Here is a 25,350-nt window from a genome sequence, read left to right as displayed (position 1 = left end):
ACGAACCTTGCGTCGGCCAGCGCCATGAACCGACTTGCCGGCAAGACTGCCCTCATCACCGGTGCCTCCTCGGGCATCGGCCGTGCCATCGCCAGGAAGTTCCACGCGGAAGGGGCGACCCTTCTGCTAATGGACATCACGGAGGCCGTCGTCGAAGGCGGCGAACCGACACACAGGATCCTGGACGTGCCCTTCTTCCAGGGTGACGTGTCAAACGAGACGGACGTCGAGGAGGCGGTGCGCCGGGCGGCCCTGCCGACCGGCCGGCTCGATATCGTAGTCAACGACGCCGCCATCCGATCGGCGAAGAAGCTCACCGACACCAACCTCGAGGAATGGAACCGGGTGATGGAGGTGAACGTCACCGGCGTCTTCCTGATGTGCAGGGCGGCGGTGCGCCGGATGCTGACCCAGGAGATCCGCAACGAGGCGCGGGGGCGCATCGTCAACATCTCCTCGCAGCACGGCATGATCTCGTCGCCCGAGGACTTCTCCTATGGCGTCTCGAAGTCGGCGGTCGTCTACATCACGCGCCAGATCGCCTCGGACTACGGACGCGACAGCATCATCTGCAACGCAGTGGCGCCGGGAAAAATCCTGACCGGCAAGACCGGCCGCGCGATCGAGCCGCGCTGGATCGACTATTCCCATGCCCGCACGCCGCTGCCGCGGCTCGGCCGCTCCGAGGACGTGGCCAATGCCGCCCTGTTCCTCGCCTCGGACGAGGCGACGTTCATCACCGGCGAGAACTTGATGGTCGACGGCGGCTGGATGGCGAACTGACCGGCAGCAACCCGGCCAGGACCTGAAGGAAGGCGCGCACGAGGCGCGCATTCTGCCGCTCCTTCAGGTGCACGACGTGCGCGTAGGTGAAAATCTCCGCATCTGCGATCGGTAACGGCCGGATGCGCGGGTCGGGAATGAACTCCGCCTCCGACACCACGCCCATGCCGATCCCCTTGGCGACCGCCTCACGGATCGATTCGCGGCTGCCGATCTCCATCACGACCTTGGGCCGCACATCGGCCTCACGCATCGCCTGGTCGAAGGCGCGGCGCGTCGTCGAGCCCGCCTCGCGCACGACCAGCCGCTGTCCCTCCATGTCGCGCGCGCGCAGGCTGCGCCGCTGTGCGAAGGGATGATCGACATGGCAGAAGGCAATCACCCTGTGGCGGCGATAGGGGATGGCGACCAGCCGTGGATCGGGATCGACATGGGCCAGCACCGCCACGTCGGTGCGATAGTCCAGCAGGTCGCGCAGCGTGTCGCGTGAGTTGCCGACGGTGACCGACACGTAGAGGCCGGGATGGCGCGCATTGAAGGCCGCCAGCATGTCAGTGACGTGATAGGGACCGACGGCGCCGACACGGAGATGCCCGGTCTTGAGGCCGCGCGTCTCGTTGAGATAGTCGGCCGCCTCCTTCTCGTCGGCGAACAGGCGGCGCGCGATGTCCAGAAGGCCGCTGCCGGTCTCGGTGAGTTCGATACGCCGGCCCCGTCGCACGAACAGCTCGACGCCGAATTCCTGTTCCAGCGACTTCACCTGTGTGGTGATGGTGGGCTGGCTGACGCCCAGTTCGCGCGCGGCGGCGGTGAAGCTCAGGCGCTGTGCCACGGCATGGAAGGAGCGGAGCTGCGTGTGCCGCATATTGATTTTCTCAATGCCAATCCGAGAATGTTTGAATTGGATAAATGTGAGTAACGGCCGGAGGATTGTCAAAAGCCGACAAGGCAATGCCAGTGAGCCATGGGAGTGACGCGCGGATGTGGCGCTACCGTAATCCGGTCGACGTGAAGTTCGGCGCCGGCGTCTTCGAGACGCTGGGCAAGGTGCTGGCCGGCCGGGCCTATTGTCTCGTCACCTACGACGACGCCAATGGCGGTGGGGTCTTCGCCGATCTCGCGCGCCGCGTCGTCGGCCAGGCCGGCGCCCCGGCCGTGACAGTGGGCAATATCGGGCCCAATCCCGATTTCGTCGGCCTCACGGAGTCCTGCCGGGCCTATGCCGCGGCGACGCGTCCCGTCGAGGCGATCGTGGCGCTGGGCGGCGGCTCGGTGATGGATGCCGCCAAGGTCCTGGCTGCCGCGTCGGGCGACTTCGAGGTGGTGAGACGGCACCTCGCCACCGGCCGGGATGGCGAGGCGCTGGGGCGGACACCGATCATCGCCGTTCCCACCACCGCGGGCACCGGCAGCGAGGTGACCTCCTGGGCCACGGTGTGGGACACGCAGGCGATGAAGAAATACTCGCTGGCCCGCGAGACGCTCTATCCCGAGGCCGCCTTGGTCGATCCGCTGCTGACGCTCGGCCTGCCGCGCGCGATCACAATCAGCACCGGACTCGATGCGCTCAGCCATGCGCTCGAAAGCATCTGGAACGTCAATGCCAATCCCGTGTCGAGTTCGCTGGCAGAGGTTGCCGCGCGCGAGGTGATCGAGGCCCTGCCGCTGCTGGCTGACGATCTCACGAACGAAGCGCTGCGCACGCGCCTGGCGCGCGCCAGCCTGTTCGCGGGCCTCGCCTTCTCGAACACCCGCACCGCGCTCGCACATTCGCTGTCCTATCATCTGACTCTGCACCATGGCGTGCCGCACGGCATCGCCTGCTCGTTCAGCCTGCCCATGGTGATGCGCGCCGTGGCCGGCTGCGACGCCGCCTGCGACGCCTCGCTGCGACGCATCTTCGGCAACGACCTTGGTGCAGGTGCCGCGCGGCTCGAGGCATTCCTTACGAAACTCGGCATCTCGCCGGATGCCACGGCACACGGCATCGCCGCCCGCGACTGGTCGCGTCTTGTCGACGACGCGCTGGCGGGGGACCGCGGGCGCAACTTCATCGGACGCCGGGAGGCGCTGTTGGCCGAAATGGCCGCTTAGTCAGTCAAAGAAAAGAAAATATGGAGGAAGCAAATGACGAGGATGACGCGTCGCGATTTCGGGCTTCTCACCGCGGGCTCGCTGCTGGCCGGTGGACCCTTCGGCACCGCCCAGGCCCAGCAGGTCCTGAAGGTCGGCCTGATCCCCTCCGAGGACTCGCGGGCGATGCTCGCGCAAAGCAAGGACATCCTCGACGCCGTCGAGAAGAACTCCGGGATGAAGGTCCAGGGCTTCGTCGCCACCGACTATAACGGCGTCATCGAGGCGCTGCGCGCCAAGCATCTCGACATCGCCTATCTCGGGCCCTTCTCCTACGTGCTGGCCACCACCGTGACGCCGGTCGAGGCCTTCGCGATCGCCGAGACTGCCAAGGCCGGCCGCACTTACTATCACTCCAAGATCATCGCCCTGAAATCGAGCGGCATCAAAACGCTCGACGATCTCAAGGGCAAGAACTTCGCTTTCGTCGACCCGGCCTCGACCTCGGGCTATGCCTTCCCGCTGGCGGGCCTGCTCAAGGCGGGCATCGAGCCCAAGCGCGATTTCAAAACGGTGATCTTCACCGGCGCGCACGACGCCAACGCGCTGGCCGTGGCCAACGGCAAGGTCGATGCCGCGACAATCGCCGACCGCATCCTCGATGCCGCCATCGCCAAGGGCCACATCAAGGCCGACCAGATCCAGGTGGTGTGGGAATCGCCGCCGATTCCGGAATCGCCGATGGTCTGGCGCAAGGATCTGTCGCCGGAAACGAAGGCCAAGGTGAAGGCCGCCTTCCTCTCGATCAAGGATCTGAACTGGTCCGACCAGGGCAAGCTGAACGGCTTCAAGGAAACCAACGACCAGGCCTACGACATCGTCCGCGAGACCGCGAAGCTCGCGAACATCGATCTCAAGAAGCAGAAGTAGCCATACGCCTGCTCCCAGGGAGATCGACCCATGATCGAAATCCGCGGCCTCGCCAAATCCTATGGCGACCACCAGGCGCTGCACGATGTCAGCCTCTCGATCCGGCCCGGCGAGTTCGTCGTCGTGCTGGGACCATCGGGAGCCGGCAAATCGACCCTGCTGCGCTGCATCAACCGGCTGATCGAGCCGACCGCCGGCGACATCGTGGTCGACGGCACGTCGCTGTCGTCCAACCGCCGCGACCTGCGCCTGCTCCGGCGCAACGTCGCCATGATCTTCCAGCAGCACAATCTGGTGAAGCGTCTGTCGGTCCTGAAGAACGTGCTGGTCGGCCGCATGGCCGACCTTTCGCCGATCCTCAGCAGCCTGCAGCTCTTCCCCGAGGCCGACGTGAAGATCGCGATGCACTGCCTCGAACAGGTGGCGATGGATCACAAGGCCCGCAATCGCGCTGACGCATTATCGGGTGGCGAGCAGCAGCGGGTCGGCATCGCCCGCGCCCTCGCCCAGCAGCCCAAGTTCATGCTGGCGGACGAGCCCGTGGCGAGCCTCGATCCCAAGACCTCGCGCACCGTGCTGAACTACCTGAAGAAGAGCTGCAAGGAATCGAACATCGCCGTCCTCTGCAATCTCCACCAGATCGACTATGCGCTCGAGTTCGCCGAACGTGTCGTCGGCCTCTCGGCCGGCCGCGTCGTCTATGACGGCGCGCCGGCGGGCGTGAGCGGCGACGTGATCCGCAGCATCTATCCCGGCCTTGACGATCCCAACGTGCTCGACGCCGCGCAGCGTCTTACGGAACGCCGCCGCGCCGCGGCGGAAGCCGAGATTGCGCTCGCAGCCTCCGCCGCCTCGGTCGAAGAGAGGGCCTGACCATGTCCCTGCAGTTCGTCGTCAACAAGCCGCGCGGTCCGCTCGGCTGGTGGATCATGGTCCCGATCGGGGGCCTCACGATCGCCGCGCTCTGGTGGTCGGCCGTCGGCACGCGCCTCAGCGTGTCCGGCTTCGTCGAGGGTCTGCCCTGGATCGGCGATTTCATCGGCCGCATGCTGCCACCCAACTTCGCCTTCATGCAGAAGCTGGTGCAGCCCGCCATCGAGACCGTGCAGATCGCGCTGTGGGGCACGCTGCTCGGCATCGTGCTGGCCCTGCCGGTCTGCTTCTTCGCGGCGCGAAACCTCTCGCCCTATGCCTGGGTGTTCCATGGGCTGCGCCAGGTCCTGAACGTGATGCGCGGCATCAACGAGATCATCCTGGCGCTGATCTTCGTAGCCGCCGTGGGCCTCGGCCCGTTCGCGGGCGTGCTGGCGATCGCGCTGCACGGCGCCGGCATGCTGGGCAAGTTCTTCGCCGAGGCGATCGAGGAAATCGACGAAGGCCCGCTCGACGCTCTGCGCGCAGCCGGCGCGAGCACGCTGCAACGGATCGTGTTCGGCGTATTGCCACAGGTCCTTCCGGCCTGGATCGGGGTCGTGCTCTATCGCTTCGAAACCAACATCCGCGTGTCGACGGTGCTGGGCATGGTTGGTGCGGGCGGCATCGGCTTCGAACTGATCAGCTCGATGAAGCTCTTCGCCTACGAGGACACGGCGGCCTGTGTCATCGTGATCCTGATCCTCGTGCTTGCCGCCGACCTCATGTCGTCGAAACTGCGTGCCATGATCCGATAGGATAATTCGCCAGCCGGACTGGCGCTCTCGACGCCGCGGCCACACCACGTCATCCTCTCTGCAATTGGGTTGGGGAGGATTGTATTCATGCGTCTATCGATCGGATTCCTCGGTGTCGTGGCGGCACTGGGCCTGGCGGCCGGACCGGCGCTCGCTCAGAAGAGCGGCGGCACTTTCAAGATGTACATCGCGGACAATCCGCCGAGCACTTCGATCCACGAGGAAGCGACGACCTCGACGGTCGTGCCCTTCATGGGGCTCTACAACAACCTCGTCGTCTTTGATCAGCAAATTCCGCAGAACAGCCTCGAAACGATCCGGCCTGACCTGGCCGAGAGCTGGTCCTGGAGCGAGGACGGCAAGAAGCTGACCTTCAAGCTAGTCGGCAATGCAAAGTGGCATGACGGCAAGCCCTTCACCTCGGCCGACGTGAAGTGCACCTGGGACATGCTGACGGGCAAGAGCGAGACCCAGAAGTTGCGCAAGAATCCGCGCACCTCCTGGTACTGGAACCTCAAGGAGGTCACCACCAACGGAGACCGCGAGGTGACCTTCCATCTCGGCCAGCCGCAGCCCTCGCTGCTGATCCTGCTCGCCTCGGGCTACAGCCCCGTCTATTCGTGCCATGTGCCGACGGCGCAGATGCGCACCAAGCCGATCGGCACCGGTCCCTTCAAGCTGGCCGAGTTCAAGCAGAAGGAAATCGTGAAGCTGGTCCGTAACCCGGACTACTTCAAGAAGGGCAAACCCTATCTCGACGCGATCGAGATGCCGATCGTACCGGCGCGCGGCACGGCCATGCTGGGCTTCGTCTCGGGCCGCTTCGACATGACCTCGCCCTATGCCGTCACCATCCCGCTGCTCAAGGACATCAAGGCGCAGGCCTCGACCGCCGTCTGCGAGGTGGCGCCGATGAACAACAGCACCAACCTGATCGTGAACAGCGAGGCGCCGCCCTTCAACAATGCCGACATTCGCCGCGCAATGCTGCTCACCATCGACCGGCAATCCTTCATCAACATCCTGGCCCAGGGCGCCGGCGAGGCCGGCGGCGTCATGGAGCCGGCGCCGGGCGGCGTCTGGGGCATGCCCAAGGAGTTGTTCGACACGGTCCAGGGATACGGGCCCGATGTCGCCAAGAATCGCACCGAAGCGCAGGCCCTCATGAAGAAGGCCGGCTACGGTCCCGACAACAGGCTGAAGCTCAAGGTCTCGACCCGCAACCACCTGCTCTATCGCGATCCGGCGGTGATCCTGATCGACCAGCTCAAGGAGATCTACATCGACGGCGAGCTCGACCTGGTCGACACGGCTCTGTGGTTCAACAAGGTCGCCCGCAAGGATTACTCGGTCGGCCTCAACACGACCGGCAATGGCGTCGACGATCCCGACCAGACCTACTTCGAGCACTACGCTTGCAAGTCGGAGCGCAACTATGTCGGCTACTGCAACCCCGAAATCGAGAAGCTCTTCCCGATCCAGTCAGCCGAGCGCGACATCGAGAAGCGCAAGAAGCTCGTCTGGGAGATCGACAAACAGATCCTCGAGGAGGGTTTCCGCCCGATCATCATGTGGAATGCCTCGGGAACCTGCTGGCACCCCTACGTGAAGGGTTTCCGCCCGATGGTGAACAGCCTCTATAACGGCTCGCGCTTCGAGGACGTCTGGCTGGACAAGTAGCCGGCGCCGCGAAAGCCTCAGGACTGCCGGAAGCCGCGCCCCGTTGCGCGGCTTTCGTGCGAGGGACCTGACATCGGCGCGCCCCTGAGAGTAGTGTTGCGTCCAACGCGGGTCGCGAACAACGCGGGCCTCAGACGATTCTCCCGGGAGGAGCCGACATGGATTCGTCACGCCAGGTTCTGACACGTCGGCATGTCCTGATGGGCGCGTTGCTTCTCGCTTCGCCAATGCTCGCAACAGGCGCGGCGCAGGCCGCCGACTGGCCGGATCGCCCGATCCGGATGATCATCCCGTTCGCCGCAGGCTCCGGCGCCGACACGGTCGGCCGGACCTTCGGCGAGCAGCTCGCGAAGGTGCTGGGCCAACCGGTCGTAATCGACAACAAGGGTGGCGCCGGCGGCCTGCTGGGCACTGCGGAAGGCGCGCGGGCGCCGGCCGACGGCTACACGCTGCTCCTCACCTCGCAGGGCGCAACCGTCTTCAACATGGGTCTCTACAAGGCGCCGGGCTACGATCCGCTGAAGGATCTCATCCCGGTAGCGACGACGGGCATCCTCACGAACGTCATGGTCGTGTCGACCGCCAATCCGGCAAACACCGTCGCCGACGTGATCGCGCAGGCCCGGGCCAAGCCGGGCGAACTCACCTACGGGTCGAGCGGCGTAGGCAGCAGCCTGCACATGTCGGGCGTCATCCTGGAGCAGCGCACCGGCGTCAAACTGCAGCACGTCCCGTATCGCGGCGCGCCGGCCGCCGTCCTCGCCGTGATCAATGGCGAGGTCACCACGGGCTTCTTCAATGCGCCGACGGTCGTGAGCCAGATCAAGGCCGGCAAGCTGAAGGCGCTGGCCGTCACCACGAAGGATCGTTCGGTCATCCTGCCCGAGGTGCCGACCATGATGGAGACGGGCATCCCGGACTATGTCGTGGCGACATGGCTGGGCTTCGCCGTGCCGACCGGCACGCCCGCGCCGATCGTGGCGCGCCTCAACGCCGAGATTGGCCGCATCGCCCAGATGCCGGAAGTAAAAGAGAAGCTCCTGGTCCAGGGCTTCGAGGTCCTGCCGCCCGACACGCCGGCCGCCGCCCGCAAGCTGATCGCCGACGACCAGGCGCTATGGCTGCCCATCATCAAGGCGTCGGGCGCGACGGCAGAATAGTCAGTCCGCAGCCGCGATTCGGGAGCGCGGCAATCCCGCGATCTCCTGGATCAGCTTCTTCGTCATCGACCGGCCGAACGCCCCGTGGTTCTCGGCGACGATCGTGAAGGCACCAGGGCCGCCGATGACGTTGTCCTGAAAGTATTTTTCGAGGCCACCCGGCGGGTTCGTGTGCTCGGGCCGGAACGCCTCCTCGATCGGCGTCAGGATCACCAGCGCGTTGATCGTGATGTTCTTCGACACGGCATCGTCGCGCGCGTCGCTCACCAGGCGCCCTGCGATGTTATTGCCGTCGCCCGACACATCGATGACCCGCCGGTCCGAGTCGAACGGCGCACGCTCGAACTGTCTCACCGCGAAGTCGATGGCAGCGCTGATCGAGGTGCTGCCGGCAAAGGAGCGCGGAGTCTCGATCAGCCTGTCGCCGAAACGGCGCGCAGAGGCGCCGTCGCCGATCACCGTCCAGTCGATGACGACGTTCTGCATGTTGGCGGACGCCCATTCGACGAAGCATATGGCGATGCGCCGGTGGGGCCCCGAGGTGATGGCCCGCACCACGTCGGGGTGGGTGATGGCAGCCGCGGCGCCTTCGCGCTGAAGCCTGAACTTGGGCTCGGTCACGCTGCGCGACACGTCGGCCGCCAGCACGAGCAGCATGTCCACGGGCTCTGCCGCCCGTACCGACGGGGAGAGGAGCAGCAGCACCGTACCCAGCAGCGCAACAATCCGCCTCATCGCACGCGACCTCACTCACCGGTTCAGCCGAGTATAGGACGCCGGCACCCGTCCGCGAGCCGATCAGGCCTCCTGGCAAAGAAGCTGCGAGGTGGCCGGTCTTCGCAGCAATTCCTGCTCCGAGAGGCGTCCGAAACGCGACATCCTTGCCATTGCGAATTACTCGCGCATCTGGCTATTTTTGCTGCACTGCACTATATCCGTTGCGTCGGCGTGGCGCCGGCCCGTTGCGTAGGAGTTTCCGCGTGAGTGCGTTGAGGAACGAGACCGTATTGTCGGTGCATCACTGGACCGACGAATTGTTCAGCTTCCGGACAACCCGGGATAAGGGTTTCCGCTTCGCCAGCGGCCAGTTCACGATGATCGGCCTGAAGGTCGAGGGCAAGCCGGTGCTGCGGGCCTACTCGATCGCCAGCCCGCACTACGTGGACGAGCTGGAGTTCTTCTCGATCAAGGTGCCCGACGGCAAGCTCACCTCGCATCTCAAGAACCTGTCGCCCGGCGATCGCGTCCTGGTCGGCGCCAAGGCGGTCGGTACCCTGCTGCTCGACAGCCTCACCCCCGGCCGCAACCTCTACCTGCTGGGCACCGGCACCGGCCTCGCCCCGTTCCTGTCGATCGTGCGCGACCCGGACGTCTACGAGCGCTTCGAAAAGGTCATTCTGGTCCATGGCTGCCGCCATGTCCGAGACCTCGCTTACCGCTCGGCGCTGGCCGACGAGCTGCCGGCCGACGAGATCCTGGGCGACATGGTGCGCGACAAGCTCATCTACTACCCGACCGTCACCCGCGAGCCCTTCAAGTATCGCGGCCGCATCTCCCACCTGATCGAGAACGGTACCCTGGCCAAGGAGGTCGGCCTGCCGCCGATGTCGCGCGAGAACGACCGGTTCATGCTCTGCGGCTCGGTCCAGATGCTGGCCGATATCCGCGCCCTGCTCGAAGGCATGGGACTTGCTGAGGGCAGCACGACGACCCCGGGCGAGTTCGTGGTCGAAAAGGCCTTCGTCGAGTAGACGGTTCCGCTTCGCGAGGCCCTGCAAGTAGCGTGTGACGGTCGTCGGCGGCTAGGATGCCGGTGATCGCAACACACGCCGTCAGGCTCGGGAAGAGGACGAAAGTGACACTACCGCTCGAAGGAGTTCGCGTCATCGAAGTGGGCCAGGCGCTGGCCGGTCCGCTGGCCGGCGTGCTGCTGGCCGACATGGGCGCCGATGTCATCAAGATCGAGAAGCCCGACGGCGGCGACGATGCCCGCATCTGGGGCCCTCCGTTCGGCCCTGACGGCAAGACCTCGCTCTATTTCTATTCGCAGAACCGCAACAAGCGCTCGGTCGTGCTCGACCTCAAGCTCGCGGAAGACGTCGACAAGCTGCACAAGCTTTGCGAGACCGCCGACATCCTGATCCAGAACCTGCGTCCCGGCGTGGTCGACGAGGTCGGCATCGGTCCTGAAACGATGCTCGCGCGCCATCCGCGCCTGATCTACTGCTCGATCTGGGCCTTCGGCTACCAGGGCCCGCTGCGCATGAAGCCGGCCTTCGATCCGCTGCTGCAGGCCTATGGTGGCATGATGAGCGTGACCGGCCGGCCGGAGGATCCTCCGACCTTCTGCGGCGCCTCGATCAACGACAAGGCGACCGGCATGTTCTGCACCATCGGCGCTCTGGCAGCGCTGCGGCTGCGCGACAGGACCGGCAAGGGATGCCTTGTCGACACCTCGCTGTTCGACTCGGCCGTGCACTGGGTCGAGGGCCAGGTGAACGGCTATATCGCCAACGGCACCGTGTCCAAGCGGCACGGCACCGGCAGCCCGGTGATCGTGCCCTACCAGACCTTCGACACGGCCGATCACCCGATCTGCCTCGCGCCCGGCAACGACCGGCTATGGGCACGCTGCGCCAAGGTGCTGGGCCATGACGAATGGGCGACGAACCCGAAGTTCGCCAAGAGCGCGGAGCGGGTCGCGCATAAGACCGAGCTGCTGCCCATGATTGCCGAGGCGCTGAAAGCGAAGCCACGCGCCGAATGGCTCGAACTGATGGAGAAAGCCGGCGTACCCTGCGCCGCGGTGAACGATATCGGCGAGTTGGCGCGCACCGAGCAGATGGAAGCCTCGAAGCTCATCCAGCAATTGCCCGGCGGGCCCAAGGTGGTCGGCCTGCCGATCTCCTTCGACCATGTGCGGCCGCATTCGCCCCGCTCGGCGCCATCCTTGGGCGAACACACCGACGAAGTGCTGGGAAGCCTGCCCAAGTGACGGCCCCCGCCCCGTCTCCCGCCCTTCTCGCCCCGTGGCGCATCGGCGTCGACGTGGGCGGCACCTTCACCGACATGGTGCTGCGCGACGCCGCGGGCGCCGTGCGCATCTTCAAATCTCCCTCGGTTCCGGCCGATCCCAGCGAGGGGGTGCTGGGCGTGTTGCGGCTCGCGGCGAAGCAGCTCGACATCACGCTGACGGCATTGCTGCGCGACTGCGCGCTGTTCGTGCATGGCTCGACCGTGGCGACCAACACGATCCTCGAAAAGAAGGGCGCCAAGGTCGGCCTGCTGACGACCGAAGGCTTCCGCGATTCGCTCGAGATCCGGCGCGGCATCCGGGAGAACCAGTGGGACCATCGTGCGCCGTTCCCGCAGGTGCTGGTGCCACGTTACCTGCGCCTGCCGGTGCGCGGTCGCATCGCGGCCGACGGTACGGAACTGGCAACTCTGCAGGCTGAGGATGTCGACGCCGCAGCCAGGGTCTTCGCCGAGGAAGGCGTCGAGTCGGTCGCGGTCTGCCTGTTCAACTCTTTCCTCGACGGCGCGCACGAACGCGCCGCGGGCGGCCAGCTTGCCAAGAGCTGGAACGGCAAGTGGGTCTCGTTGTCGAGCGACGTCATGCCAACCATGGGTGAATACGAACGCGGCTCGACCGCCGTCGTGAATGCCTATGTGGCGCCCAAGGTGACGAGCTACTTGCGCGCGCTCGACGAACAGCTGCGCCAGTTCGGCCTGCCGCGCTCGCTGCTGCTCCTGCAGAGCAACGGCGGCGCCGTATCGGTCGATCAGGTGGCGGCGCGGCCCGTGATGCTGGTCCTGTCGGGTCCGGCGGCCGGTGTGGGTGCGCTCAAGGGCTGCGCGGCGCCGGGCGAAAAGGCCAACCTGATCTCGATGGAGATCGGCGGTACGAGCTGCGACGTGATGGTAATGGCGCGCGGCGACGTGCCAGTCACCGACGAGCTCACCATCGACGGCTATCACCTCACGACGCCCTCGGTGGAGATCCACACGGTCGGTGCCGGCGGCGGCACGATCGCCTGGGTCGACGATGCCGGCCTTCTCCATGCTGGCCCGCAGGGTGCCGGCGCGCGGCCCGGTCCCGCGGCCTACGGGCTGGGCGGCGAGAACCCGACCGTCACCGACGCGCAGCTCGTGCTGGGCCGCCTGCGCCCCGGTCCGCTGGCCGGCGGCGCGGTCACGCTCGACGCCGAACTTGCGCGCAAGGCCATCGAAACCAAGCTCGCCAGGCCGCTCGGACTGTCGATCGAGGACGCGGCAGCGGGCGTCATCCGCCTGCTGGAACAGAACCTGCTGCATGCGGTCGAACGGCTCAGCATCGAGCGCGGACACAATCCCGCAACCTTCACTCTGGTGGCGGCGGGTGGCGCCGGACCGATGCACGGCACCAATGTCGCGCGCGCCCTGGGCAGCCGCCGCGCCCTGCTGCCGCGCGCCGCCGGCGCTTTCTGCGCGATGGGCATGCTGCAGTCCGATGTGCGGCAGGACTACCTGCAAGTCTTCCTGGCCGATCTCGACAAGGTCGAGATCGCGACGCTGGAAGCTGGCTTCGGCCAGCTCGAAGCGCGCGCGAGGGAAGCGCTGGCCCGTGACGGATTCAACGCCGACGAGGTCGTGATCGAGCGCCAGCTGGATCTTCGCTACGACGGCCAGCAATGGCCGGTCCGTGCGCCGCTATCCGCATCAGGCTTCGATGCCGCCGCGGCCCGCAAGGCTTTCGAAGCCGAGCATCAGCGTCTGTTCGGCCATATCCAGCCGGGCGGCCGCATCGACATCACCGCGCTGAGGGTCGTGGGCCGCGGCCGGCTCGACTGGACACCGCCCGCGGCGCGCTCGCCGCAGACCGACGCGCCCAAGCCGCGCGAGACCCGCAAGGTCTGGATCGATCCGGCGACCGGCTGGCTCGACGTGCCAATCTATGATGGTGCCGACCTGCGCCCCGGCTGCCGCCTCAACGGCCCGCTGCTGGTCGAGGAGCGCACGACAACGGCCTTCGTCGGCCCCCGCGACGTGCTCGAAGTCGACGAGCGCGACGATTTCCTCGTGCATGTCGGAGCCGCCGCATGAGCGCCGCCACCCTCGACCCCGTCACGCTTGCACTGGTGCAGAACCGGCTCGACCACATCTCGCACCAGATGGGCTGGGTGATGACGCGCACCGCGCGATCACCGATCTTCAGCCAGAGCCATGATTTCTCCTGCTTCATCGCGGACGCGCGCGGCACCTTGATCAGCCAGGCCGATGGCATTCCGATCCATACCGGCGGCGGCGGCTTTGCCGTGCGCGCCATCCTGCGCGACTTCAAGGATGCCATCGCCCCCGAGGACGTGTTCCTGCTGAACGACCCTTACACGGCCGGCGGCAACCACCTGCCCGACTGGGTGATCACGCGGCCGGTGTTCGTCGGCGGCAAGCTCGTGGCCTTCGCCTGCAACCGCGCGCACCAGGCCGACATCGGCGGCGGGGCGGCCGGCACCTACAATTCGGCGGCGACCGAGATCTTCCACGAAGGCATTCGCCTGCCGGTGCTGAAGCTGATCGAAGCCGGCAAGGTGCGCGACGACCTGTGGCGCCTCCTCATGCTGAACACGCGCCTGCCCGACGCGCTCGACGGCGACCTGCGCGCCATGATCGGCTCGACGCGGATCGGTGCCGAGCGGCTCGCGCTGCTGGTCGAGGAGCTGGGTGTCGATCGCGCCGATGAATTCTTCGAAGGCGTGCTCGACCACGCCGACCGCCGTTTCCAGACCTGCATCGATCGCCTCGCGCAGGGCGTGTGGAGAGGCGAGGAGCGGGTCGACAACGACTGCTTCGAGCCGATCGACGCGAAGATCGCCGTCGCCATCACGGTCAAGGATCGCAAGCTGGTCGTCGATTTCGCCGGCACCTCGCCGCAGGTGCGCGGCTTCAAGAACAGCTCGATCGCCAACTCGACCTCGGCGGTGTTCATGTCTCTGGCCTCGTTCTTCGAGCCTGACCTGCCGAAGAACGAAGGTGCCTTTCGCAGCGTCGAGATCCGCCTGCCCGAAGGCACGCTGGTGAATGCGCGCATGCCGGCGCCGATGACCATGAACACGGTGTTCGTGGCCCACGAGATCATCCACGCGATGTGGAAGGCGCTGGCGCAAGCGCTGCCGGAGCGCGCCTCGGCCGGCTGGTCGAAGGCCGTGCACGCCGTCACGGCGGGCCTGCGGGAAGATGGCGGACGCTACGTCATGTACCAGTGGGCCGGCGCGCCGGCCGGCGGCGGCGTCGAGGGCCGCGACGGCTTCCACCTGATCGGGCACCTGATCACCCTGGGCGGCCTCACCCTGCCCAATCTCGAAACCTACGAGCAGCTCTACCCGGCCCGCTTTCGCCGCCAGGAGCTGCGCTGCGACACCGCCGGGGCGGGCCGCTTCCGCGGCGGCGCCGGCTGCGACTACGAGGTCGAAATCTTCACCCCGGCCGACTACGCCTTCCGGGGCGAGGGTGCCGGCGCGCCGTCGAGCTTCGGCGTCGCGGGCGGCCAGGCCGGCGCCGGAGGCGAGGTGATCCTCACGTTGGCCGACGGCAGGCGTATCCAGGCGCCGAAATACGGCGTCGAACGGCATGGTCCGGGCACCTACCGCGCCCTCTCTCCTGGCGGGGGCGGCTATGGCGATCCCAGGACGCGCGACCCGGAGCGGGTGTTGCGTGACGTTCGCGACGGCATCGTAAGCGTCGAGAGCGCAGAGAAGGACTACGCTGTCGCCCTTGCCACGAACGGCCGCAACGTCGATGCCGGGCGCACGGCGGAGCTCCGCAAACCCCTGCCCTGAAACCGCCATCTGCCGTTCGGCTGGCGGTGGGAGGCAGCGCGCTCATCTTGCCGCAACGCGAAGTCCCGACTTAGTTTCCTCCCCGATAATGAAGACAATCAGGGAAGGACTTCACATGATCCAGCGCCGCACTTTCGTGGCTGGCACCGCCGCTGCCCTCACGCTGCCCTCGATCGCCTTCGGGCAGAGCGGCCAGATCCGCCTCGTCGTGCCCTACGGTCCCGGCGGCTCGACCGACACGGCCGGCCGCGTCCTGGCCGAGCGCATGTCCGCCGATACCGGCAAGAACATCGTGGTCGAGAACCGCCCGGGCGGTGGCACGATGGTCGGCATGGTGAACGTCGCCAAGAGCAAGCCCGACGGCACCAGCCTGATGGTCCTGACGACCACGGCGGCGCTTCAGCCGGCGTTCGACATTCCGATGCCGATCGATCCGCAGAAGGACCTCGCGCCCGTCGCGCAGCTCGCCGACATACCCTGCGTACTCGCGGTCAATTCGAACAATCCGGCCAAGACTTTCGCCGAGTTCATCGAATGGGTTAAGGCACAGCCCGGTCCCGTGCACTACTCGACATCGAGCTCCGGCGGCCTGCCGCACCTGTGGGGCGAGCTCATCGCCACGCGCACCAACGGCAAGCTCCAGCACATCCCCTACAAGGCTGCGGCCGAGGCGCTGCGCGACGCGGTCGCCGGCCACGTGCCGGCCTTTGTCGACGTGACCACGCCGGTCGACGCGCAGATCCGCGCCGGCACGATGCGCGGACTGATCTGCGGTGCCAAGAGCCGCGTTGCCAATATTCCGACCGTGCCGGTGGCGAGCGAACTGGGGGCGCCCGAACTCGAGGCCGCCGTCTATTTCGGCGTGGCGACGACGGCGGGCACGCCGCGCGAGACGATCCAGGAGCTGAACGCCGCGGTGAATGCCGCGCTGAAAGCCGAGGTGGTCCGCGAGAGGCTGACGTCGCTCGGCTTCATCCCGACCGGCGGCACGCCCGAGGCCTACGCCAAGCGCCTGGCCGACGAGACCGTGCGCTGGCGCAAGGTGATCAAGGACGCGAAGATCCCCGCGCCGACCTGAGCACGGGACCTTCTCGGCCTAGAACGACCCGGTGAACTCGAACTCGATCGAGTTCCTCACGTTGTCGATCTTCCAGGAGCTGAGGCGGCGCAGGAAGCTCTGCCCCAGCAGGGCGCGGCTGCGCGCCGGGCTCACCGACGCCATGACATTCTCCATCGTGCGCTCGCCGATCTTGATCGAGCGGAGCCTCACGATACGCTGCTGAAGGCCGCTTCCGTCGGCCAGGGTAAAGCGCCTCTGGCCGAGCGAATCGGCCTCGGTGAGGGTGCCGTTGCGCCTCATCTCCTCGGCGAGTTCTTCCGGGATCTGGACGTTGGCCGCGCCGGAATCGACGATGAAATACGCCGTCGATGTGCTGTTCACGGTGGCCGGCAGCACGAACACGCCCCCCATCCTCTGGAATCGCTCGGTCGCGCGGGCCAGTGCCGCATCCTTGAGGGCCTTGGCGCTGGGCTGGCCGGCCGCGGGATCGCCGCCGCACGGCGTCCAGCCCGGAGGCGCCCCTTCAACCGGCCCGTAGCAAAAGTTCGAAGCCGACAGCAGCTTCGAATAGGTATCGCGCTGTTCGCAGGCGGCGATCGCTTCGAGGGCGGGCGTAGCCGGAGCACGGCAGGCGGCATTGCTCTTCTGCCATTGCGCGATGAACTGCGCAGCCTCCTGTGGCTGCGCCTGGGGTGCTCCGGCTTCGGAGAGCAGCGCGGCGGCAAGCGCCGCCAGGAAAAGTGCCGGTCTCATCGTTTCGTTCCAATCACCACTGCAGTAGGTTGGACACGCCCGCGCTCAACCTGTACGAAGCCTATACCATCGCCCACCAAATGGTCGGCCTGCGATGGCTGAGAGATGTGTGTGCTCCCGCCCACGTACCGAGGCGACCGCATCTGGACCGGCCCGAGTTGCCGGTCTCGTTCCCGAGCTTCCTCGTTCTGTCGATGCCGGCTGTGCGATCCTGCGCGCCGAGCTGACGGGAGCCGCACGGCCCCGGAAGGATATTCCCATGGCAATGCCAAAGAACATTTCGACCCTGATCTGGAGCGCCGTCGGCGGCGCCGTGCTCTGCGCGGTCGTCGGATTCACCTGGGGCGGCTGGGTCACCGGCGGAACGGCGCGCAAGGAGTCCGCCGCGGCGGTCCACGGCGCCGTAGTCGCTACCCTAGCGCCGATCTGCGTCGACCGCTTCAACCGGCAGCCTGACGCCGCGACGAAGATCGCCGAACTCAGCAAGGCCAGCACCTGGGACCGCGGCAACGTAATCGCCAAGAGCGGCTTCGCCACGATGCCGGGCGCCAAGGACGCCGAGTCCGACGTGGCGCGCGCCTGCGCCGAAATCCTGGCGAACCCGCCCACGCCCAAGACCTGAGCACAAGGGATGCCGGCCTACCGGCCGGCGTCGCTCCTATTGCTTAACTCTGCATCCGCGTCCGGCGAGCCTCATAGGCCTTGAGATGGGCATAGGCGAGCCGCAGCACGGGGAAGCCGTCCGCCTTGCCGCTGCGCTTCAGCAAATCACCCAGCATGTGATCCGCTTCGATGGGGCGACCACTTTCGACGTCGCGCAGCATCGACGCGGTGAACGGCGAGCCTGAGGTCGTGAGCATCGTCTTGCCGCGCTGCACGGACGCCGGTCTTGGTGCGAAGCCCTGTGACGCGGCGATCGACGAGATCTCGTCGAACAGGGCCAGCGTGCGGTCGGCCGCTCCGGCCGCCACGATGTCCCCCACCGCGGCACGCATCAGGCAGGTGATACCGGCGGCGGTCGAGATGAATACCCACTTCTCCCACATTCCCTGGAGGATCGTGTCGCTCGCACCGCCCTGCACCCCGGCGGCGGCGAACGCTTCCGCGATCGCATCGACGCGCGCGGTGCGCGAACCGGAGCGCTCGCCGAAGGAGATCGTGCCGCCGTCGTTCAGGTGCAGCACGCGCCCCTCGGGATCGAGCACCAGCGAGATGGCGCACTGACCGCCCAGCGCGGCATGCTCGCCGAACCGCGCACCAGCGAATCGAGGTGGCTCATGCCATTCAGCAGCGGCAGGATCGCCGTGTTCGGCCCTACGGCCGGCGCAAACGAGTCCATCGCAGTGTCGAGATCGAAGGCCTTGCAGCTCAGCAGGATGAGGTCATAGGGCCCGGCCAACCTGTCGGCCGTGACCGTGAGCGGCGCCGGGAGGTCGAGATCGCCCAGCTTGCTCTTCACCACCAAGCCGGTCCCGGCAAGCTGCGCCGCCCGGCCCGGCCGCACCAGAAAGGTGACTTCGCACCCCGCCGCCAGCAGGCGCGCACCGAAATAGCCGCCAATCGCGCCGGCACCAACCACCAGAATACGCATGTCCAGATCCCTCACGCTTCCAATTAGCGGACCTTAGTGAAGGTGGAATCCAGCTTCGCGCGACTGTTCCTCGGAATTGCCCTAGCGATCTTTCGCCATCTCTGCCTTTTCGAGCGCCGCCGCCGGGTCCTGCGTCAGGTCGGCGTGCAGGAACTCGCGCGTCTCCGGGATCGCGAGGTGGAGATTGTCGAGGTCGTGGACCTGCACGTCGAGCGACGCCGCCTTGGCGCCCAGCACGTGGCCGCCGCTCCTGCGATCCTCGGTCAGGAAATGCAGGTGCCATCCCGCCACGCCGATCGTGCGTGAATAGGCCGGCGTCCAGAATCCCAGCATGGTTCCCCTGACGTCGTTCTTCCGGAACTCGGCCTGGGCATCGGTCGCCTTGTCGAGATGCACCCCCGCCTCGACCTTGCAGGCAACACGCCAGTAGACCTCGTCGAAATGACCGTCGAGGCGCACCGCGAAGAAGAGATTGTCCGATCGCCGCAGTCCGTCGAGCGCGGCGATGAGAGACGACATGGAATCGATGTTCTCGATCTTGCCGCGATGCTGGGGATGGAAGTTCGTCAGGGTCGCGAACGGCACGGACGCGTTGTCGGAGGGCAAGGTTATGCGGCCGTCCGCATGGGCCTGGTAGAATTGGCCGTCGAGCACGACCATCTCGCCGTCGAGCCCCTCGAACGTGCCGAGGCCGAAGTCGCCGTGTGGCCTGAGCCCGCCCACCGTGACGGCCTCGTTGTAGACGCCCTGCACCAGCGCACCCGTCGTCGAGACCTGGAACAGGGTCGAATGGTCGAGGCCCAGCGCCTCGGACAGCGCCCGGGAAACGAAATGGCGCAGCGGTTCACCGGTCTTCTCGCAGTGCGCCACAAGCGCGTCCATGAGCGATTGATACACTTCGGTCGTCAGCCTCGGCATTGCGCCTTCCTTCCATCGCGGGCGACAAGGGCTGCCCGGACGGGCATGATCGCCCGGACGCGGCCCGGAATCGAGAGCGGAGCAACACGATGAGCGACCCGAAGAACGGCGCGCACCTGCTGGTGCGCAACCTCGAGGCCCAGGGCGTCGAGTACATATTCGGCATTCCCGGCGCCAAGATCGATCCGGTCTTCGACGCGCTGGTCGACTCGAAGATCAAGCTCGTGGTCTGCCGGCACGAGCAGAACGCGACCTTCATCGCCGGCGGCCTGGGCCGCCTGACTGGCAAGGCCGGCGTCGTGCTGGTGACCTCGGGACCTGGAGTTTCCAACCTCGCCACCGGCCTTGCCACCGCCAACACCGAGGGCGATCCCGTGGTGGCGCTGGGCGGCGCGGTGCCGATCGCCGATCGGTTGAAGCAGGCGCACCAGAGCATGGACACGGTGGCGCTGCTGCGGCCCGTCACCAAGTACGCGGCCGAGATCGACTCGCCGTCGGCCATTTCCGAGGCGATTGCCTCGGCCTTCCGCGCCGCCGAGTCCGGCCGGCCGGGCACGGCCTTTCTCGGCCTGCCCAAGGACGTGATGAAGGCGCCCGCTCCCGGCCCGGTCCTGACCCCGGCCGTGGTGCCGCGGCTTGGGGCCGCCAACAGCGAAGCCATCGCCGAAGCCGCCAAGACGATCGACGCGGCCGAACGGCCGGTGATCCTGCTCGGCATGCTGGCGAGCCAGGGTCCGGTTGCCGAGGCGGTGCGCGTGCTGCTTGCCCGGACCCGGCTGGCGGTCGCCGGCACATATCAGGCCGCGGGCGTGGTGCCGCGGGATCGCCTCGACTGCTTCGGCGGAAGGGTCGGGCTGTTCCATAACCAGCCGGCCGACCGGCTCCTCGACCAGGCGGACGTCGTGATCACGATCGGATTCGATCCGGTGGAGTACGATCCCGGGCTCTGGAACGCCGGGCGCAAGCGCACGCTGATCCATATCGACTGCATTCCGGCCGACTACGACCAGTGCTACCGCCCCGACATCGAGTTGATGGGCGATAGCGCCGCCACATTGCGCGCGCTCTCGGCACTGCTGAAGCCAAAGGAGCGCCCGACACAGTCGGCCCTGCTCGCCGAGATCCAGAAAGAGCGCACGACGGTCGCCGCCGAGGCGGCGAGACGCAACGGCGCGCCGGTCCATCCGCTGCGCCTGGTGCACGAACTTCAGACGCTGATCGACGAGGACGTGACGCTCTGCTCCGACATGGGCTCGTTCCATATCTGGATGGCGCGGCATCTCATCAGTCACCGCCCGCGACAGATCCTGATCAGCAACGGCCAGCAAACCCTGGGCGTCGCCCTGCCCTGGGGCATCGCCGCCTGTCTCGCCGAGCCAGGGCGCAAGGTGATCTCCATCTCCGGCGACGGCGGCTTCCTCTTCTCCGCCGTCGAGTTGGAGACAGCGGTGCGGCTCAAGTGCAACTTCGTGCACGTCGTCTGGATCGACGGCAGCTACAACATGGTCGGCATCCAGCAGGTCGCCGCCTACGGTCGCGATTCAGGCGTGCATTTCGGGCCGGTCGACGTCGTGAAGTTCGCCGAGTCGATGGGCGCCCGGGGCCTGATGATCAAGGATGCCGACGATGTCGGCCCGACGCTGCGCAAGGCAATGGCGATGGAAGGCCCGGTACTTGTCGGCGTGCATGTCGACTATCGCGACAATCCCAACCTGATGGCCGCGATGCACGAGGACGTCATCATCTGACGCCCTTGTGCCACGGCCCGCGTTCAGCGCAGGCCGTAGGACCGGCGGCCGGCCGACGTCAGGTCGACCGCCCAGGCGCCGAGCAGGCACAGGAAGGCCAGGATCGCACCGAGCGAGCGGACGTGGTTCCACGACGCCCACGGCACCCAGAAGTCCTTCCAGTAGCTCGCGGCATTGGCATCGGCGCCCGCCACGGTGGCGAGCGTCTCGTTCAACGGCACGTTTACCTGCAGGGTGACGCCGATCACGGCGGCGGCGTAGATCAGAGCCGCAAGCGCGGAAAGACGCGCCGCGCCACGATGCCCGGCCGAGCGGGCGCCGAGTGCCGCCAGCAGCGGCAGGACCAGGGCGCCGAAGAAGACGATGGCGAAGAGCGGACTGCGCACGATGGTGTTGATGCCGTGCATCGAAGTCACGGCCGACATGGCGCCGCCGAGATCGAGGCCCGGCATGACGATGGTCGAGAAGGAATAGAAGATGCCCGCGTTCAGTGCGGTGCACAGCAAGGCGAGGACGAAGAAGACGTGGCGCATCCCTGAAACTCCGCTGACCCACCCTACGAAGCTGCAGCCCTAGCCGAGGCCGTTGCCGCCGTAAAGCCACTCGAGAGAGTCGAGCCACTGATCCTGCGTCCGGGCGCCCATCATCGCATTGCGCAATGCCGCGTGCGGGCCGGCCGGATGATAGACGTGATCGCCCATGGCGCGGGACATCAGCTGTGTTCTTGCCGTGCGCAGGACGCGGCGATCGCGATAGGTGACGAGGCCGGCCTCTATGGATTCGCCCCGGGACAACGAATCGGCGAGGCAGACGGCATCCTCCATCGCCATGCAGCCTCCCTGTGACATGTACTGCAGCATGGGGTGTGCAGCGTCTCCCAGCAGCGCCACCCGTCCATCGACCCACCGGTCGACCGGATCACGGTCACAGAGAACCCACATGTGCCAGTTGCGCCCGCGCTCTATGATGTTCCGCGCCCGTTCGCAGACATGGGCAAAGCCCTTGCGAACCTCTTCCGTGTCGACCGGCCGGCCCGCGACGGGCTCCGGCGCATGGTTGTGATAGGTCACCACGAGGTTGAAGAGCTTCCAGCCGGACAACGGATAGTGGACGATGTGGCACTTGGGCCCGGCCCATAGGGTAGCGGCGTTCCAGCGCAGATCCTCGGGCATCAGCTCGGTCGGGATCACGGAACGATAGGTCGTGTGCCCCGAAACGCGCGGTGGCCCGTCAGCGGTCACCTGAGTCCGCACGTTCGACCACAGCCCGTCGGCGCCGATCAGGGCGCGGCCCCGCACCATCTCGCCCGTTCGCAGCCGGGCGGCGACCGACAGGCCATCCTGATCGTAGCCGGTGACCTCGGCATTGGTGCGCAATTCGATCAGGGGATGATCTTCGCACCCCTTCAAGAATACGCCGTGCAGATCGCCGCGATGCACGACGGCGTAGGGATTGCCGAAGCGGGCGCGAAACCTGTCGCCGAGATCGATGTGGCAGATCTCGCCGTCGGCCAGCGCATCCATCAGCCGCAGCCGATCGATATAGACCGCCATGCCGCGCGCCGCCTCGCCGACGCCGAGCCGGTCGAAACAGTGGAAGGCGTTGGGGCCGAGCTGGATGCCGGCGCCAATCTCGCCGAGGCGGCTCGCCTTCTCCAGCACCTGCGAGGCGATGCCCTTCTGGGCGAGCGCCAGCGCCGCCGCGAGTCCGCCGATGCCGCCGCCGGCGATGAGGATCCTATCGGGGGCCACCGATGACCTTGTCGTCGTGCAACCGGGCGATCTCATGCCCGGGCAGGCCTAGAATCCCAGAAAGAATCTCGTCTGTATGCTGCCCCAGCACGGGCGCCGGCTGTGGCGGCTGACGTGGCACGGCGCCGAACTGCATCGGCGACGCCGCCACTGGGTAGCGGCCGATGCCGGGCTGGTCGAGGATCGTGAACATCGGATTGTCGAGCACGTTAGCCTTGTCGGCGGCCAGCTCGCGGAACGTCTGGTAGGGCGCCCAGAGCGCGCCGGCCTTCCTGAGCGCAGCCGAGACCTCCGCTGCATCGTGGGCCGCAACCCACGGCTCGATCACGGCGATGAGCTGGTGGCGGGCGTTCCAGCGGCCGGCATCGCTCTTGAGATCGTGCCCTGTCTCGGACTCGATCCTCCTGAAAGCATCCGTGAAGCCGCCCGCGGCCGCCAGCGCATCGACATGGCGATCCGAGAAGATGCAGATCATCACGAAGCGACCGTCCTTCGTGCGGAAGTCGCGACCGAAGGTGCCGAAGATCTCGTTGCCGAAGCGCGGACGGTCGACGTCGTTCACGACCGACTCGCCGATATAGCCCAGCGCCGAGGTGGTCGCGAGTGCCATGTCCTGCAGCGGCAGCACGATCTTCTGCCCCTGCCCTGTCATGCGGCGATGACGCTCGGCGGCGAGCAGCGACAGGGCGCCCGCATAGGCCGCCGCGAGGTCCCAGGGAGGACAGACCGCGTTCACCGGCCCTTCATGGCCGACCGGACCGGTGACCATGGGGAAGCCGGTGATGGCGTTCACCGTGTAGTCGACATGGGCCGAGCCGTCGCGCGCGCCGATGATGTTGAGCGCGATCAGGTCGGGGCGCTTCTTCGCCAGCTCCTCGTAGGAGAGCCAGCCGCGTGCCGGCATGTTGGTGGTGAAGATGCCAGCACCCTCACCCGGCGCGGTGATCAGCGCCGTGAGCAGCTCGCGGCCCCGGGGGTTACGCAGGTCGACGGCGATCGAGCGCTTCCCCTTGTTGAGGCCGGCCCAGTAGATCGAGCGGCCCGCTTCCGTGACCGGCCAGCGCTCATTGTCGAGGCCGCCCTCGATGTCGTCGAAGCGGATCACGTCGGCCCCCATCTGGGCGAGCGTCATGCCTCCCAAAGGGGCGGCGATGAACGCCGAGCCCTCGACGATGCGGAGGCCCGCAAGAATGCCTGTCATGTACGTTTCCCGTGCCTATTGTCTTTCTTCTTACTTCCGCCCCAGCGTGTGCTCGCGCTTCTCCAGCCACCAGCCGTATTCCGGCGTCCACAGGTCGAAGTCGGGATCGCAGCCCAATGCCTGCGCGGCGTGCAGCGGCCAGAACGGCTCATAGAGCGCCTGGCGGCCGATCGCGATCAGGTCGGCGTCGCCGGCTTGCAGGATCGCCTCGGCCTGCGGCCCGTCGAGGATCAGGCCGACCGCCATGGTCGAGATGCCGGCCTGCTTCTTCACGGCCGAAGCGAACGGCACCTGGAAGCCTAGGCCGCGCTTCACGCCGGCCGCCGTCGCGGCACCGGCGATGCCGCCTGAGGAGCAGTCGATTACGTCGACGCCGATCGCCTTCAGCTCCTGGGCGAAGGCCACCGTGTCGTCGACGTCCCAGCCGCCGCCGCCATCGACGGCGGAGACGCGCACGAACAGCGGCTTGTTCTCCGGCCATGCCTGCCGCACGGCGCGCGCCACGTCGAGCGGGAAGCGCATGCGCCCGGCGCGATCGCCGCCGTACTGGTCGTTGCGCGTGTTGCTGATCGGCGAGAGGAACTGCGCCAGCAGGTAGCCGTGCGCGCCGTGCACCTCGAGCACATCGTAGCCCGCCGCATCTGCACGCTTCGCCGCAGCGGCGAACTTCTGCACCAGCTCCTCGATTTCATCGACCGACAAAGCGCGCGGCTTCAGCCACCCCTCGGCCGCGGCAAGATCGGTAGGGCCGACCACTTCCCATTTCTTCCAGCCGGCGCCTTCCGGGCCAAACTGGCCGCGCTTGTCGAAGGTGCGCGGCGTCGAGCCCTTGCGACCCGAGTGCGTGATCTGCGTCGCCGACAGCACGCCCTCGCCGCGGATGAAATCGGTCAACCGCTTGTGGCTCGCGATCTGGCTGTCGTCCCAAAGGCCGAGATCTCCCTGGGTGACCCTGCCACGCGGTTCCACGGCGCAGTTCTCGGTGAACACGGTGCCGAACCTGCCCAGCGCGAACTTGCCGAGATGGACGAGGTGAAAGTCGTTCACCAATCCATCCGTCGCGCGGAACTGGACCATGGGCGAGAGGACACAGCGGTTGGGCGCGGTGACGCTGCGCATCGTGAACGGCGTGAAGAGAAGAGGTTTCTGCAAGGGTCGGTCCCCCGGACGGGATGGCTTTCGGGAAGCCGAACATAGACCGGGGCGGCCGGCCCGGC

22 protein-coding genes and 1 pseudogene are annotated in these 25,350 nt (G+C 66.9%); 14 read left to right on the top strand and 9 right to left on the bottom strand.

Going from position 1 to position 25,350, the window contains the following annotated elements; all coding sequences use genetic code 11:
• The first annotated feature begins 24 nt into the window (after window positions 1-24).
• Window positions 25-783: an SDR family oxidoreductase gene (locus tag Q0Q48_RS16110; protein WP_295139662.1), complete on the top strand. Its 759-nt coding sequence runs from the start codon at window positions 25-27 to the stop codon at window positions 781-783.
• Here Q0Q48_RS16110 and Q0Q48_RS16105 read toward each other — a convergent pair.
• Complete coding sequence (locus Q0Q48_RS16105) at window positions 737-1,648, bottom strand: LysR substrate-binding domain-containing protein (RefSeq protein ID WP_295139660.1); 912 nt, start codon at window positions 1,646-1,648, stop codon at window positions 737-739. The genes Q0Q48_RS16110 and Q0Q48_RS16105 overlap by 47 nt on opposite strands.
• 116 nt (window positions 1,649-1,764) lie before the next feature.
• Between Q0Q48_RS16105 and psrA the strand changes: the two genes are divergently transcribed.
• The 6 genes from psrA to Q0Q48_RS16075 all read left to right on the top strand — a co-directional run bounded on the left by psrA (window position 1,765) and on the right by Q0Q48_RS16075 (window position 8,296).
• Window positions 1,765-2,877, top strand: coding sequence for an iron-containing alcohol dehydrogenase PsrA (gene psrA / locus Q0Q48_RS16100; RefSeq protein WP_295139658.1), 1,113 nt, complete (start codon window positions 1,765-1,767; stop codon window positions 2,875-2,877).
• Window positions 2,878-2,910: 33 nt separating this feature from the next.
• A complete protein-coding gene (gene phnD / locus Q0Q48_RS16095) occupies window positions 2,911-3,786 on the top strand; it encodes a phosphonate ABC transporter substrate-binding protein (RefSeq protein WP_295139656.1) in 876 nt (291 codons plus the stop codon).
• 30 nt (window positions 3,787-3,816) lie between these two features.
• A complete protein-coding gene (gene phnC, locus Q0Q48_RS16090; RefSeq protein ID WP_295139655.1) occupies window positions 3,817-4,659 on the top strand; it encodes a phosphonate ABC transporter ATP-binding protein in 843 nt (280 codons plus the stop codon).
• Between the two features lie 2 nt (window positions 4,660-4,661).
• The gene (gene phnE / locus Q0Q48_RS16085; RefSeq protein WP_295139652.1) at window positions 4,662-5,456 is read left to right on the top strand and encodes a phosphonate ABC transporter, permease protein PhnE; all 795 of its coding nucleotides are present in this window, start codon (window positions 4,662-4,664) and stop codon (window positions 5,454-5,456) included.
• An 87-nt stretch (window positions 5,457-5,543) separates the two neighbouring features.
• A complete protein-coding gene (locus Q0Q48_RS16080; protein WP_295139650.1) occupies window positions 5,544-7,136 on the top strand; it encodes an ABC transporter substrate-binding protein in 1,593 nt (530 codons plus the stop codon).
• A gap of 158 nt (window positions 7,137-7,294) precedes the next feature.
• Window positions 7,295-8,296: a tripartite tricarboxylate transporter substrate binding protein gene (locus Q0Q48_RS16075; protein WP_295139648.1), complete on the top strand. Its 1,002-nt coding sequence runs from the start codon at window positions 7,295-7,297 to the stop codon at window positions 8,294-8,296.
• Here the strand turns inward: Q0Q48_RS16075 and Q0Q48_RS16070 are convergent, their stop codons facing one another.
• Window positions 8,297-9,031, bottom strand: coding sequence for a DUF1194 domain-containing protein (locus Q0Q48_RS16070; protein ID WP_295139646.1), 735 nt, complete (start codon window positions 9,029-9,031; stop codon window positions 8,297-8,299).
• Window positions 9,032-9,276: 245 nt separating this feature from the next.
• Between Q0Q48_RS16070 and Q0Q48_RS16065 the strand changes: the two genes are divergently transcribed.
• The 5 genes from Q0Q48_RS16065 (at window position 9,277) to Q0Q48_RS16045 (ending at window position 16,189) form a co-directional block, all read left to right on the top strand.
• Window positions 9,277-10,047 carry a ferredoxin--NADP reductase gene (locus tag Q0Q48_RS16065; protein ID WP_295139644.1) on the top strand — a complete coding sequence of 257 codons (771 nt, stop codon included), beginning with the start codon at window positions 9,277-9,279 and terminating at the stop codon, window positions 10,045-10,047.
• 104 nt (window positions 10,048-10,151) lie between these two features.
• Complete coding sequence (locus tag Q0Q48_RS16060; RefSeq protein WP_295139641.1) at window positions 10,152-11,291, top strand: CoA transferase; 1,140 nt, start codon at window positions 10,152-10,154, stop codon at window positions 11,289-11,291.
• The gene (locus Q0Q48_RS16055) at window positions 11,288-13,378 is read left to right on the top strand and encodes a hydantoinase/oxoprolinase family protein (protein WP_295139639.1); all 2,091 of its coding nucleotides are present in this window, start codon (window positions 11,288-11,290) and stop codon (window positions 13,376-13,378) included. Before Q0Q48_RS16060 ends, Q0Q48_RS16055 begins: the two co-directional genes overlap by 4 nt.
• Window positions 13,375-15,111: a hydantoinase B/oxoprolinase family protein gene (locus Q0Q48_RS16050; RefSeq protein ID WP_295139637.1), complete on the top strand. Its 1,737-nt coding sequence runs from the start codon at window positions 13,375-13,377 to the stop codon at window positions 15,109-15,111. Before Q0Q48_RS16055 ends, Q0Q48_RS16050 begins: the two co-directional genes overlap by 4 nt.
• 115 nt (window positions 15,112-15,226) lie before the next feature.
• Window positions 15,227-16,189 carry a tripartite tricarboxylate transporter substrate binding protein gene (locus Q0Q48_RS16045; protein ID WP_295139635.1) on the top strand — a complete coding sequence of 321 codons (963 nt, stop codon included), beginning with the start codon at window positions 15,227-15,229 and terminating at the stop codon, window positions 16,187-16,189.
• A gap of 18 nt (window positions 16,190-16,207) precedes the next feature.
• On the opposite strand, the gene Q0Q48_RS16040 is transcribed toward Q0Q48_RS16045, so the two are convergent.
• A complete protein-coding gene (locus Q0Q48_RS16040; protein WP_295139634.1) occupies window positions 16,208-16,924 on the bottom strand; it encodes a TIGR02281 family clan AA aspartic protease in 717 nt (238 codons plus the stop codon).
• Window positions 16,925-17,183: 259 nt separating this feature from the next.
• On the opposite strand from Q0Q48_RS16040, the gene Q0Q48_RS16035 reads away from it, so the two are divergent.
• Window positions 17,184-17,546 (top strand): hypothetical protein, encoded by a 363-nt coding sequence (locus Q0Q48_RS16035; protein ID WP_295139632.1) that lies wholly within the window; start codon window positions 17,184-17,186, stop codon window positions 17,544-17,546.
• A gap of 43 nt (window positions 17,547-17,589) precedes the next feature.
• On the opposite strand, the pseudogene panE reads toward Q0Q48_RS16035, so the two are convergent.
• Window positions 17,590-18,515, bottom strand: a pseudogene (panE, locus tag Q0Q48_RS16030) (2-dehydropantoate 2-reductase).
• Window positions 18,516-18,596: 81 nt separating this feature from the next.
• A complete protein-coding gene (gene budA / locus Q0Q48_RS16025; RefSeq protein WP_295139630.1) occupies window positions 18,597-19,433 on the bottom strand; it encodes an acetolactate decarboxylase in 837 nt (278 codons plus the stop codon).
• Window positions 19,434-19,522: 89 nt separating this feature from the next.
• Here budA and alsS point away from each other — a divergent pair, with 89 nt between their 5' ends.
• Window positions 19,523-21,181, top strand: coding sequence for an acetolactate synthase AlsS (gene alsS, locus Q0Q48_RS16020; RefSeq protein ID WP_295139629.1), 1,659 nt, complete (start codon window positions 19,523-19,525; stop codon window positions 21,179-21,181).
• A gap of 23 nt (window positions 21,182-21,204) precedes the next feature.
• Here alsS and Q0Q48_RS16015 read toward each other — a convergent pair whose 3' ends face one another.
• Genes Q0Q48_RS16015 through Q0Q48_RS16000 form a run of 4 tightly spaced genes read right to left on the bottom strand, consistent with a single transcriptional unit; the run spans window position 21,205 to window position 25,285 of the window.
• Window positions 21,205-21,714: an anthrone oxygenase family protein gene (locus Q0Q48_RS16015; protein ID WP_295139628.1), complete on the bottom strand. Its 510-nt coding sequence runs from the start codon at window positions 21,712-21,714 to the stop codon at window positions 21,205-21,207.
• A gap of 39 nt (window positions 21,715-21,753) precedes the next feature.
• Window positions 21,754-22,932, bottom strand: a complete 1,179-nt coding sequence (locus tag Q0Q48_RS16010; RefSeq protein WP_295139626.1) for a 3-hydroxybenzoate 6-monooxygenase — start codon at window positions 22,930-22,932, stop codon at window positions 21,754-21,756.
• Window positions 22,919-24,133, bottom strand: a complete 1,215-nt coding sequence (locus tag Q0Q48_RS16005; RefSeq protein ID WP_295139625.1) for a CoA transferase — start codon at window positions 24,131-24,133, stop codon at window positions 22,919-22,921. Before Q0Q48_RS16005 ends, Q0Q48_RS16010 begins: the two co-directional genes overlap by 14 nt.
• A gap of 30 nt (window positions 24,134-24,163) precedes the next feature.
• Window positions 24,164-25,285 (bottom strand): NADH:flavin oxidoreductase/NADH oxidase, encoded by a 1,122-nt coding sequence (locus Q0Q48_RS16000; protein ID WP_295139624.1) that lies wholly within the window; start codon window positions 25,283-25,285, stop codon window positions 24,164-24,166.
• Between the last annotated feature and the right edge of the window lie 65 nt (window positions 25,286-25,350).

This window comes from uncultured Reyranella sp., assembly GCF_945957355.1.
Lineage (GTDB): Bacteria > Pseudomonadota > Alphaproteobacteria > Reyranellales > Reyranellaceae > Reyranella.
This window is presented reverse-complemented; position numbering and strand designations above follow the sequence as displayed.